Annotated in this window: 12 protein-coding genes; 5 read left to right on the top strand and 7 right to left on the bottom strand. The window is 65.3% G+C overall.

All coding sequences use genetic code 11. The features are described 5' to 3' along the window. The first annotated feature begins 74 nt into the window (after positions 1 to 74). The gene (gatB, locus tag K8R92_05365) at positions 75 to 1,583 is read left to right on the top strand and encodes an Asp-tRNA(Asn)/Glu-tRNA(Gln) amidotransferase subunit GatB (GenBank protein MCE9619316.1); all 1,509 of its coding nucleotides are present in this window, start codon (positions 75 to 77) and stop codon (positions 1,581 to 1,583) included. Between the two features lie 4 nt (positions 1,584 to 1,587). Beyond that, the gene (locus K8R92_05370; GenBank protein MCE9619317.1) at positions 1,588 to 2,151 is read left to right on the top strand and encodes a hypoxanthine phosphoribosyltransferase; all 564 of its coding nucleotides are present in this window, start codon (positions 1,588 to 1,590) and stop codon (positions 2,149 to 2,151) included. A 54-nt stretch (positions 2,152 to 2,205) separates the two neighbouring features. Here K8R92_05370 and K8R92_05375 read toward each other — a convergent pair whose 3' ends face one another. The 4 genes from K8R92_05375 to metK are packed head-to-tail and all read right to left on the bottom strand — an operon-like array spanning position 2,206 to position 6,202. Next, positions 2,206 to 3,105 carry a DnaJ domain-containing protein gene (locus K8R92_05375; protein MCE9619318.1) on the bottom strand — a complete coding sequence of 300 codons (900 nt, stop codon included), beginning with the start codon at positions 3,103 to 3,105 and terminating at the stop codon, positions 2,206 to 2,208. A 3-nt stretch (positions 3,106 to 3,108) separates the two neighbouring features. After that, complete coding sequence (locus K8R92_05380) at positions 3,109 to 3,570, bottom strand: PTS sugar transporter subunit IIA (GenBank protein ID MCE9619319.1); 462 nt, start codon at positions 3,568 to 3,570, stop codon at positions 3,109 to 3,111. A 60-nt stretch (positions 3,571 to 3,630) separates the two neighbouring features. Beyond that, complete coding sequence (locus tag K8R92_05385; protein ID MCE9619320.1) at positions 3,631 to 4,974, bottom strand: hypothetical protein; 1,344 nt, start codon at positions 4,972 to 4,974, stop codon at positions 3,631 to 3,633. Positions 4,975 to 4,999: 25 nt separating this feature from the next. Then, complete coding sequence (gene metK, locus K8R92_05390; GenBank protein ID MCE9619321.1) at positions 5,000 to 6,202, bottom strand: methionine adenosyltransferase; 1,203 nt, start codon at positions 6,200 to 6,202, stop codon at positions 5,000 to 5,002. An 88-nt stretch (positions 6,203 to 6,290) separates the two neighbouring features. Here metK and K8R92_05395 point away from each other — a divergent pair, with 88 nt between their 5' ends. Genes K8R92_05395 through truD form a run of 3 tightly spaced genes read left to right on the top strand, consistent with a single transcriptional unit; the run spans position 6,291 to position 8,721 of the window. Continuing rightward, complete coding sequence (locus K8R92_05395) at positions 6,291 to 6,785, top strand: bifunctional nuclease family protein (GenBank protein MCE9619322.1); 495 nt, start codon at positions 6,291 to 6,293, stop codon at positions 6,783 to 6,785. Then, the gene (locus tag K8R92_05400; GenBank protein MCE9619323.1) at positions 6,782 to 7,426 is read left to right on the top strand and encodes an HAD-IA family hydrolase; all 645 of its coding nucleotides are present in this window, start codon (positions 6,782 to 6,784) and stop codon (positions 7,424 to 7,426) included. The genes K8R92_05395 and K8R92_05400 overlap by 4 nt, the downstream gene beginning before the upstream one ends. Next, positions 7,423 to 8,721 carry a tRNA pseudouridine(13) synthase TruD gene (truD, locus tag K8R92_05405; protein ID MCE9619324.1) on the top strand — a complete coding sequence of 433 codons (1,299 nt, stop codon included), beginning with the start codon at positions 7,423 to 7,425 and terminating at the stop codon, positions 8,719 to 8,721. Before K8R92_05400 ends, truD begins: the two co-directional genes overlap by 4 nt. Positions 8,722 to 8,739: 18 nt before the next feature. Here truD and K8R92_05410 read toward each other — a convergent pair whose 3' ends face one another. The 3 genes from K8R92_05410 to K8R92_05420 all read right to left on the bottom strand — a co-directional run bounded on the left by K8R92_05410 (position 8,740) and on the right by K8R92_05420 (position 11,747). Further along, on the bottom strand, positions 8,740 to 9,954 hold the full coding sequence (locus K8R92_05410) for a hypothetical protein (GenBank protein ID MCE9619325.1): 1,215 nt from the start codon (positions 9,952 to 9,954) through the stop codon (positions 8,740 to 8,742). Between the two features lie 222 nt (positions 9,955 to 10,176). Next, positions 10,177 to 10,629 (bottom strand): nucleoside deaminase, encoded by a 453-nt coding sequence (locus tag K8R92_05415; GenBank protein MCE9619326.1) that lies wholly within the window; start codon positions 10,627 to 10,629, stop codon positions 10,177 to 10,179. A 101-nt stretch (positions 10,630 to 10,730) separates the two neighbouring features. Then, positions 10,731 to 11,747, bottom strand: coding sequence for a twin-arginine translocase subunit TatC (locus K8R92_05420; GenBank protein ID MCE9619327.1), 1,017 nt, complete (start codon positions 11,745 to 11,747; stop codon positions 10,731 to 10,733). Position 11,748: the final 1 nt, after the last annotated feature.

An 11,748-nucleotide genomic window follows, 5' to 3' on the forward strand; every position in this document is an offset into this window, starting at 1 on the left:
GCCATCGGGCCGCAGCGCTTCGAGCCGGATTGTCGGTTGGTTCGATCATTGCGAATTCACTTTATAGTGTCCCGATGCCGTTGGCTATCCAGCACACCCGCCTGATCGTGGGGCTTGAGATCCATGTCGAGCTCTGCACGCGCAGCAAGATGTTCACCCGGGCCCCTAATCCCGCCCACGTGGACTTCGACGGGTCCGAGCCGAACTCGCTGGTGGACCCGCTGGTGGCGGCTCTTCCGGGCACGCTGCCGGTCATGAACCGCGCCGCGGTCGAGATGGCCGTGCGGGTCGGCATGGCCCTGGAGTGCGCGATCGCCGGGCAGTGCCGCTGGGACCGGAAAAATTATTTTTATCCCGACCTGCCCAAGGGCTACCAGATCAGCCAGTACGACCAGCCCCTTTGCGGCGAGGGGAAATTCGAGCTGCCCCTGGAGGATGGAACCACCAAGAGCATCGGCATCATTCGCGCTCACTTGGAAGAGGACACCGGCAAGCTCGGGCATGAGCTGCCCGGCGGCCGCAAGTATGACGGCAGCCTGGTGGATCTGAACCGTGCGGGCACGCCGCTGCTGGAGATCGTCACCGCGCCGGACTTTTCCACCGCCGGCGAAGTGGTCGCCTTCGCGCAGGCCCTGCGCGTGCTCTGCCGCTTCCTCGGCGTAACCGAAGGTGTGATGCAGAAGGGCCACATGCGCTTCGAGCCCAACATCAATGTCGAGATCACGCTCGCGGATGGCTCCGCGGTGCGCACTCCCATCGTCGAAGTGAAGAACCTGAACTCCTTCAAGGCGGTGCGCGGCGCCATCGAATACGAGCACATTCGACAGGTCGAGGCCTGGAAGCAGGATGGACGCGTCATGGGTCGGGGCATGAAGGCGACGCGCGGCTGGCTCGACGAGAAGAACGAGACCGTGCTGCAGCGTGAGAAAGAGGACGCGCACGACTATCGCTACTTCCCCGATCCCGATCTGGTGCCGGTGCGGGTCGACGCCGCATGGCAGAAGCACATTCGAGACTCCCTGATCGAGCCGCCGCTGCGGCGCCAGCGCCGCTACCAGCAGGAATGGGGTTTGCTCCCGATCGACGCTGAAAACCTGGTGGCCGAGCGGCCCGATTGCCTCTATTTCGAGGAGTGTGTCGCCGCCGCCGGGTCGACGCCCGCGGCGGGTTTCGCCGTGGGCAAGCTGCTGCTCAATGCGGGCTCCAAGCGGGCCAACGAGAAGAAGGTTCTCATCCATCAGTTGGGCGCCAAGCCGGCGCGCGTGGCCGAGTTGGTGAAGCTGCGCGAGTCGAACGAGGTCGGTCCGCAGGCCGCCGATCATCTCTTCGGATTCATGTGCGACTCCGACGAGCCTGTGCGGGTGCTGGCGGAAAAGCATGGATTGCTTCAGGTGCGTGATGATTCGGCGCTGGACGCGTGGGTGGAGGAGGCGATCCAGGCGCAGCCACAGGCCGCGGCCGACGTTGCTGCGGGCAAGGACGCCGCGACCGGGCGGCTGGTCGGTCATGTCATGAAATTGTCCAAGGGAAAGGCCGACGCCAAGAGCATCAACGAGCGGCTTCTCAAGCGGCTGCGGAAATGAAACCATGAGCGAACCCAATCTTGAACCTGGTGAAGTGGTCGTGGCCCAGGAAGCCATCGCACGGCGGCTTCCGGTGCTGGCCGCGGAGATCGCGGCCTCGCTCGGGAGCAATGTCGAGGGCTTGGTCATCATGCCGGTCCTCACCGGAGCGCTGGTCTTCGCCGCGGACCTGATCCGCTGCATGCCCAACCGATTGCGCGTCGATCTGGCGACCGTCCGCAGCTATGGCTCGGGCACCACGAGCCAGGGACCGAAAATGGAGGGGGTCATTCCCCAGGGGGTGAAGGGACGGCATGTCCTGCTGGTCGACGACATTCTGGACAGCGGCCGCACGCTCACCTACCTGCGCAAGGTGGTGCAGGAGAGCGGGGCCTTGAGCGTGCGCTCCTGCGTGCTGCTGCGCAAGCAGCTGCCCGCGGCGATGGCGACCCCCTGCGAGTTCGTCGGATTCGAGGTGGCGGATCTCTTCGTCGCCGGCTACGGCCTCGACTACGACGGCTGGTACCGGAATCTTCCCGATGTGGTCTGCCTGCGTCCGCGAGGTCAGTCCGGCGCCGTGGTGCGCTGAAAATTTTTCTGCGCGGCGCAGCCGCGACCTTCCGAATGATTGATCGGCCCGGCGCTAGGTGGTCTTGAGTTCGGACCACGGGGCCCCGACGCGCGGCGAAGGCAATCGCTCGCCGAGCTGGCGCATGAACTCCGCGTCCTCGGGCGAGAGCGCAGCGGGGGGCTCGATGCGCACCACGGCGAAGAAATCCCCGGTGCCCTGCGGGCAGTGAATCCCCTTGCCCTTCAGGCGCAGCTTGCGCCCGCTCGGCGTGCCCGGCTCGATCCGGATCTCGGCCGAGCCCTGCAGTAGGGGAACAGAGACCTTGGCTCCCAGCGCGGCCTCGGAAATTGAGATCGGCACTTCGAGCTGGATGTCCAGCTCGTCGCGCCGGAACCATGGATGAGGGGCGATCTTCACGCTCAGCACCAGGTCGCCGCTGGGTCCGCCGCCCGATCCTGCCGCGCCCTTGCCGCGAAGGCGCAGTTTGCCGTCGGCGGTGATGCCCGCGGGAATCCGCACGTCCATGGAGATGGGTCCGGAGGGTCCCTGCAGGTCGACGTGGTGTGTGCCCCCCAGCGCCGCGGTCATGAAGCCGACCTGGATCGAGGAAGTGAGATCCTCGCCCGGCTGCGGCCCGCGGGCGCGCTTGGCCCGTCCGCGTCCGCCGCCCATGAAGCTTCCGAAGATCGACTCGAGCGTCTCCGCGTCGGCGCCGCCAAACCCGCCCATGTCCGGGCCGCCCGCCGGGCCGTGCGATTCGCCGGCGTGGCCGAAGCGATCGTATTTGGCGCGCTTCTCCGCGTCGGAGAGCACCGCGTAGGCCTCCTGCGTCTCCTTGAACATCGCCGCCGCATCGGGCGACTTGTTCAGGTCGGGATGATATTTGCGGGCGTGCTTGCGGTGGGCGTCGCGAATTTGATCGGCTGTGGCGTCGCGTGCAACGCCAAGGATCTCATAGTAGTCACGCGCCATGCGTCACTCGGCGGTTTCAGCCTTGCGGAACAGACTGTAGATCGATTCGGCGCACTGGGCCTCGTACAACTTTTCGCGAAACTCCGGATTGGTCATCAGTCGGCTGATGCGGCCCAGCGCCTGAATGTGCTCGGAGACGCACTCGGGCGGGCTGACCAGCAGGACGATCAGCCGCACCGGCTTCTTGTCGATCGAGTCGTACTCCATGGGCGCCCCCGGCTTGCCGATCGCCATGGCAATGCGCTTGACTGCGGCGCTCTTGCCGTGGGGCAGGGCCAGGCCCTCGCCGATCCCCGTGGAGCGCTGCGATTCGCGCTGCCAGACGACCTGCTTGATCGCCGCCGCGTCGGAGACCGCCCCGGAGGCCGCCAGTGCGTCGACCAGCTCATCGATCACCCCGTGCTTGTCGCGGGCGATCAATGGAACTTTGACGCAATCAATATTCAGGACTTCAAGAACATTCATGGGAAAATAAGTCGATTCGGTCGATGCTACCAAGAGCAGGCCCCCCGCGTCCATCGCGGATCAATGATTCGAGAAGATGGCCGCAAAGGCCCCGTCCTGCCAGATCGCGGGGGTTTCGCCCGGCAACCCCTGAGGCATCTTCCGCTCGGACTTGCGAAGCGGGGTCTTGAGCCGCTGGGCAATCCAGCCCGCCATGCGCTCATTCTCCTCCTGTTCCAGGCTGCAGGTGGCGTAGAGAAGCGTTCCATGGTCCGCCAGCAGCGGCCGGTGTTCGTCCACGATTTTTCGCTGCAGCGCGACGAGGCGATCCACATTGGAGGGGGCGAAGCGGTACTTCGCCTCGGGCCGCCGCGCGAAGACGCCGCTGTTGGAGCAGGGTACGTCCAGCAGGAGCAGGTCCGCCTTGCCGAACCACTGCCCGATCTCCTCGGGTGTGACCACCTTGATGGCGGCCGCGCCTGCCGCCGCGGCCCGCCGCGCCGTGTCCTGAAGCGACGTCCGACGATGGACGTCCGGATCGCTGGCGATGATCTCGGCGCCGGGGTAGCGCGCCGCCAGCTGCAGGGTCTTGGTGCCGCGCCCGGCGCAGGCGTCGATGATGATTTTGGGCGCCGTCAACTCCAGCAGCGACACCGCGAGGGCGCTGCCGACATCCTGCACACGGGCCAGCGGATATTTTTCCAGCGCCGCCAGCAGCGCCGAGTGAGTGCCATTCCAGAGGCGCGCACCGGGCGCCCCGTGGGGAATCGTCTCCGGCTCATCCACCGGCAGGCCGTAGAGCGTCAGCGGCGGATCGGTGAGTCCGTGGAAGCAGACGCGCCGCGCGTCCTTGGCGCCGAAACGGTTGGTCCAGCGCAGGACCAGCTCCAGCGGATGGCTCGTCTGCTGCGACAAGCGTTCCGGCGCCGAGCTGGCGAAAACCTCCGCCGACAATTTCCACGCCCCGCCATCCTCCAAGGGGAGATGATGGCGCTCAGGGCCCGTCAGCTTCATGAAGGCCTCCGCGGAAATCCTTTCCACGCGCAGGGCGGCGATCTTGCGGAGCACGGCGTTGACCATGCCTCCGGCGCCAACGCGGATTGCGGTCTTGGCCCAGTGCACGGTCTCATCCAGCACCGCGTGGTCGGGAATGCGGTCCATCAGCAGCAGCTGCGCCGCTCCGCCCATGAGCGCGGCGCGAAGCGCGGGCTGCACATTGACCCAGGGGCGGTCCAGCAGCGGGGCGACCACCGCCTCGAGCGTCAGCCAGCGCCGCACCACCTGCAGTTCAATCGTCCTACCCAGCGCCTTGTCGCGCGCGTCGATCCCCTCGGTCGGCGCCGCGTCAACCTGGAAGTCGAAACGGGGCCACTCCGCCGCGTAACGGGCGAGTCGCTCGTACGCCGACGCGCGACCGGGATTCACGCTGCCCGCGCCAAGGAGGAGCCGATCAACGCTTGGACCGCTTGGCGGCCCGCGCCAGTGCGGGGGCGTCCTCGGTCTTCTCCCAGGTGAAGGTGCCCGGGCCGCCTTCGCCGGGGCGCCGGCCGAAGTGGCCATGCGCCGCGGTCGGCGTGTAGATGGGCTTGAGCAGATCCAGGTGCTTGATGATGCCGGCGGGCGTCAGGTCGAAGAAATCCTGGACCAACTTGGAGATCCGCACGTCGGAAATTTCGCCCGTGTTCTGGGTGTCGATGTGAACGCTGACCGGCTCCGCCACGCCGATGGCGTAGGAGAGCTGAACCTCGCAAACCTTGGCCAGCTTGGCGGCGACGATGTTCTTGGCGATGTGGCGGGCCATGTAGGCGGCGCTGCGGTCCACCTTGCTTGGGTCCTTGCCGCTGAAGGCGCCGCCGCCGTGACGGCCGCGGCCTCCGTAGGTGTCCACGATGATCTTGCGGCCGGTCAGGCCGCAGTCGCCGTGGGGGCCGCCGATCTCGAAGCGACCGGTCGGGTTCACGAAGACGCGGATCTTGCTGTTCCACCAGCGTCCCAGCGAGGGCTTGATGATGTGCTGGATCACCTCGCGCTTCAGGCGGTCCTGCTTCTCGTTCCACATCGGCGCGTGCTGCGTGGAGAGCACGACCGTGTCGATGCGGGTCGGAATCAGGCCGTCGTACTCGACGGTCACCTGGCTCTTGGCATCGGGGCGCAAACCTTCAATCGTGCACTTCTCGCGGATGCTCGCCTGGCGGCGCACCAGATCGTGCGCCATCTGGATCGGCAGCGGCATCAGCTCGGGGGTCTCGCTGCAGGCGAATCCGAACATCATGCCCTGGTCGCCGGCACCCTGCGCCTTCTTCTTCTTGGTTTTGGAGTTCTTGGTGTTCACGCCGCGGGCGATGTCAGGGCTCTGCTTGCCCAGGGCCACGCTGACGCCGCAGCTGCGGCCGTCAAAGCCCTTCTCGGCGTCGTCGTAGCCCGCCTTGAGCACGGTGCTGCGCACCACGCCCGGGATGTCCACCCAGCCCGTCGTCGTCACCTCGCCCGCGACCACGCACAGGCCGGTGGTGACGAGCGTTTCGCAGGCGACGCGGCTCTTCGCGTCCTGCTTGAGCATGGCGTCCAGGATGGCGTCGGAGATCTGATCGGCAAGCTTGTCGGGATGGCCCATCGACACGGACTCGCTGGTGAAAAGGTGCTTCGCTGACATTTCGTTTCCTTGTGGAATGGGGCGGAATGAGAAAGGGGGGTATGGTAGCGAGCCCCTCGATTCTTGCAGCCTCCTACACTGTCGGATGATGAATCCCGTGAAAATTCCAGTGCAACTTTCGCGCATTTTCATCCGCGAGATGACCGACATGCAGATCATCGAACTCTCCGAGGTGGGAGGTTCGAGGACCTTCTCAATCGTGATCGGGCTGCCCGAGGCCTTCGCCATCGAGCGAAGACTCAAGGGAGTCGAGATCGCCCGGCCACAAACCCACGACCTGCTCGCCTCCGTCATCGAGGCCCTGGGCGGCGAGCTGCGGCGCATCGAGATCACGGACCTCTCTGAGGGCACCTTCTTCGCCCGGCTGGTCGTGGCCCGCGATGACAAGGAGATCGCGATCGATTCGCGCCCCTCCGACGCAATCGCGCTGGGTGTGGCCCAGAGCGTCCCCATCCTGGTCGCCGAGCATGTGCTCGCCGCAGCCAGCGCCGAGGCGGCGGCGGGGATCAGTCCGGTGCCGGAAATCAGCGCCGACATGGAGGACGAGGACGACGAAGAGGACGACGACCAGGAGATCATGTGAGCACCGCGGCCGGCGCCCGGCGCGTCGAGTGGGTTGTCTTCGATCTGGGCGGCGTGATCATCCGGATCCATCGGACCTGGCGCGATGCGGCGGAGGCGGCGGGAGTGCGCAGCCCGGTCGATCCGGCGAAGCATCGCGAGGAAGAATTTCGCAGTCTCATCTCGCTGCAGCAGCGCGGCGTGCTTTCCCACGATGCATTCTGCCGCGGCGTGAGCGAACTCTCCGGCGGCCTGGTTCACGCCGACGATGTCTCGCGCATCCATGCCTCGGTCATTCTCGGCGCTGAGCCGGGTGCGGAGCAATTGCTCGCGGAACTGAAGCGCCGCGGCCTCGCCACCGCCTGTCTCTCCAACACAAACGCGACCCACTGGGAGCAGATGCAGTCCATCCCCGCCTTCGACGCCATCGAGCACCGGCACGCCTCCCATCTCTTTCAGCTGGAAAAACCCGACGAAGCCATCTTTCGCGCCTTCGAGAGGGCCACCCAGGCCCGCGCCGCGAGCATCCTCTATTTCGACGACCTCGAGGAGAACGTCGCGGCCGCGAAGAGGGCGGGCTGGAATGCCGTTGCCATCGATCCCCACCGGGACACCGTGCCCCAGATCCGCGTCGCCCTGGAAAAGTACGGGGCGCATCCATGAGCGAGTCCCCCGCGGAAGCTTCGAGGAATCCCTTTCCCTCGCCGCTCTGCCGACGCACGTTGCTCGAGGCAGCGCCGCTGGCGGGAAGGATCAAGCTTCGCCCGGAGGACTTCCTGGTGGAGGAGCTTCCGCTCTTCGACCTCACCGGCGCGGGCGAGCATGTGCATCTGGGCGTTCAAAAAATCGGCCTTCGCCACGACGAGCTGATCGCGATCGTCGCCGACCACTGCGGCGTTTCGCCACGGGCCGTCGGATACGCCGGCATGAAGGACAAGCGCGCGATCACCCAGCAGTCACTGTCGATCCACCTGCCGGGCCGGGCGGACCCGCCTCCACTGGACCACCCGAACGTGCGGATTCTCTGGAGCAAGCGGCATCAGGCGAAGTTGCGCGTCGGCCAGCTTCTTGGCAATCGCTTCGCGATCCGGCTTCGCGGCATCGATCCCTCGCGCATCCCCGGAATTCATCGCGACCTCTACCGGTTGGCGAGGACCGGCGTTCCCAACGCCTTCGGTCCGCAGCGATTCGGCTATCGACTCAACGGCCACTGGCTGGGCCGATTCCTGGCGCTCCAGGATTGGCAGGGTTTTCTCGACGAGCTGCTGGGTGCATCGGGCTCGGGATTTCCGCCGCAACAGCGGGAGCGCCGCGAGACCTACCACCGCGGGGAATTCCGCTCCGCCATCGCCGGCTGGGCGCGGTCGGATTTCGCCGAACGCGCGGCGCTGAAGGCCCTTTCGGAAGGAGCCTCGCCACGGGAAGCGGTCCTGGCCATCAAGCCCCAGATGCGCGACTTCTGGATCTGTGCGCTGCAATCGGCCATCTTCAACGCGGTGCTCGATCAAAGGCTCCAGGAGGGGACGTTTGACGAATTCATGCCGGGGGACCTGGCGTTTCTGCACGAAGGTGGCGCGATTTTCCGCATCACGCAGGCCATGCTCGACAACCCGCAGGAGAAGGCCTCCTTGAAAGCGCGGCTTCTTGCGTTCGAGATTTCACCCAGCGGTCCGCTGGCGGGTCCCAGCGTGATGTGGGGCGAAGGCTCGGTCCTTCAATGCGAACGGAATGCGATCGCGCACTTCGATCTCGATCCCCAGGTGTTTCTGGATCCGAAGTTCGAGCCTCCGGGCTCGCGCAGGGCATTGCGGATCGCACTGACGCACCCGCAAGCCGAGTCCGGCGCCGACGAGCATGGCGACTTCATCCGCCTGGCGTTCGACCTGCCAAGAGGTGCGTATGCCACGAATGTGCTCCAGGAGCTCTTCGGCGGCGGCATCGTTGAGGAATATGGTTGACTCTCGCGGCGGCGCGGTTCAGAACTTGCGGCGACGGTTCATGGCCACTGCGGCAGCGGCGATGAGTGCGATCGATCCGGGTGCGGGCACGACGGGAGTGGGATTCAAATTTTGAGAACCCGCATCCGAACCACGCGACTGCGCCGAAGGCTGAGCCGATGCTGACGCGAGGAAATCCGGCAGCGGAAAAGCCTGTGGCGTGCCGACCTGACCAAGGCGGAAGAGCGGTCCGATGTACTGGGTGTAGACGCGATCCTCAGGGGCGAACTCCTCGTCCGCGAATCCTGGAGCGTCGAGCGAAGTGCTCTCGCTGGACGGCGCCGGAGTCAGCGACGGCGACTGGGCGAAAGTCTCGTAGGACAATTCGCGCGGATGGTCGGGTGAAGTCAACGCGGCGGCTTCCAGGGCCGGTGCGTCGCTGGCATACACGCCGGATTCCTGCGTGCCGACCGACATCAGTTTGATGGGCGTGTTGGTACCCGCGGGGCATTCGAGCTGATAGCCGACCACGGTGGAGCCCGACGCAACCTTGAGGTCGCCGGAGAGATCAAGGCCGATCACACACATGCGATGCGGGCTGCTCCCCCCATTGGTCACGGTCGAAACCGAAGTTGTTCCCGCAGCGATGATGGTCGGATCGATCTCCAGCGTGCGGCCGAAGACCAGTGATTCCGGAATGTCCGGAGTGCCGGCCAGGATCGGCGTGACCTTGATGGTTCCATTGGGCACGGCACCCATCAGGATCACTTCCGGCGTCTTGTCATCGGCGAGGGCGTTGTTGTCACGCTCCGGCGTCGGAAGGAAAATCTGAGTCTGGGTGGCCCGCGTGCCGGTCGGTGCGAGCATGCGGCCGAAGTCGGAGGTTTGCGAGACATCCAGCGAGGTCATGCCCGGAATTTTCTCGATGTCATTGCTCAGTGCGAAGCGAAACGCGCTGCCGGGCGCGTCGATCTGCGAGTCGGGGACCGCCACGAAACGCTGGGCGTCGGCGTCGGACTGGGCGAAGAGCTTGACTGCGATGGGCGAGTGGAAATCGGTGCCCTTGAGATGGAAGGTCTTCTCGCCGAGTGTGAACGAGTTCACGACCACATTGGACTTGAAGACTCCTCCGCTGGAATTGACCGGATTGCCGTTGTTTTGAAGCGCGAAATTCGACAGTGGCAGGCCATTGGCCCACGCCATGCTCGAGGTCAGTCCCGCGGCCGCAACGACAGCGCACAGACCTTTTTCCATCCCTTTGCTCTTCAAAATGAACATCTCGAACCCTTCCCTCTTGAATTGTGTCGGCAACTTCCTGTCGGTTGCCGAAAGTGAACCAGATTGAGGAGGCCGGGCGGAACAGACCCTGTGCCAGCCAAAGCCCCAACTGATTCAACCTATGATTCATCCGCAGGAACCCCAAACGAGTTCCTTGAATTTGCCCTGAAATAGGGCATTTCACACATTGTGGGCGTCTTATAAACCGCGTGAAGTTTGGACCAGCCTTCTTTGAGCGAAGAAACCCCTTAGGAGTCCGGCCGCTTCCGATTGGTAGATCCCGCCTGCACAGGGAAGTCGATGATTCAATCGCGGGTCTTGGGGAATGTGGTAGAGCGACCCCACCGCCCCGGCCTTCGGATCGCTCGTGCCGAAGACCAGCGCTTCCAGGCGCGAGTTGACGATGGCGCCGGCGCACATCGGGCAGGGCTCAAGCGTCACGGCCAGCCGACAATCATGAAGGCGCCAGCGCCCGAGCTTGGCGCCCGCCCGTCGCAAGGCCACCAGCTCGGCATGTCCGGCCGGATCTTTGGAGGCTTCGCGGTCGTTGGCCGCCTCCGCCACGATCTCGCCCTTGCGGTAGACCACCGCGGCCACCGGAATTTCACCTGTAGCGCCCGCCCTCCGCGCGAGTCGAAGCGCCCTCCGCATCATGGCCAGGTCCACATCGGTCAGCCACTCGTGCCGGCGCCGATGCGCTGCCAGCGTCGCTCCCTGCCGGCGTCGGCGGCGCGACCCGATGGAGGCGCGCATCAGCGATCTCCGCGGAAGAGCCGGGCGAAGCGCTTCGAGACTTCGCCGCCCGCCACGGCCTGGGGCGGCGCGATCCGCAGCAGGATGATGCCCAGCTCGTACAGGAGATAGAGCGGCACGAACATGATGAAGAGCGAGATGGGATCGCCCGTCGGCGTGATGATGGCCGAAAGAAAGAGCGCCAGGAAGATCGCGTAGCGGCGGAATTTGCCCAGCGACTTCACCTCGAAGACGCCGATCCACCCGAGCAGCAGGACCACCAGAGGCGCCTGGAAGGCGATGCAGGTTCCCAGGATGAAGTTCAGCGTGAAGTCGAGGTAGTCGGCCAGGCGGAACTGCTGCGCCAGGCGGGTGGCGTGCATCAGCGGCACCGAGAAGAGCTCGATGCCGCTCTGCTCGTGCGGCGCGGCGATGATCAACTTGTGGTCCGGGGTCAGCCACATCTGGCCGGGCAAGACGTGGCTGGGGGTTGTCGAAAGAATCGGGATGCTTGGAAGCGCCGGAGCCGTCGTCTCGGCACCGGTGGAGTTCGCCTCGGCGGTGATCACCGAGGGCGTTTCGCTGCCGAAACTGACCAGCACATCCAGCATCAGCGGCATGAGCACGAAATAGAGCAGAAGGAATCCGGAAATCGTGAGCAGGGTGCTCAGCGGAATCAGGAAGCGCACGAAGCGCTTCTCATGGGCGTAGAGGCCGGGCTCGATGAATTTCCACGCCTGCCAGAGGATCCAAGGACTGCTGGCCACGATGGCGGTGATCATGGCCAGGTACATGTCCGTCGACAGCGCCTCGATCGGGCTGAGCACCTGGAGTTGCGCCGGCAAGTCGTGGGCTTTCAGCGCGTTGATTGCCGGCGCGCACAAGAAATCCCGGATGGGCTCCGCGTAGGAAAAAGCCAGGACCGCCAGCGGAATGGGCAGTGCGATCGCCCACAGCAGGCGGCGGCGCAGCTCCTCCAGATGGTCCCCGAAGCTCATGGAGCCGCGCGTGGCATCGGGATCGCGGTCGACGGTCATG

This window comes from Planctomycetota bacterium, from assembly GCA_021414025.1.
Lineage (GTDB): Bacteria > Planctomycetota > Phycisphaerae > Phycisphaerales > SM1A02 > SYAC01.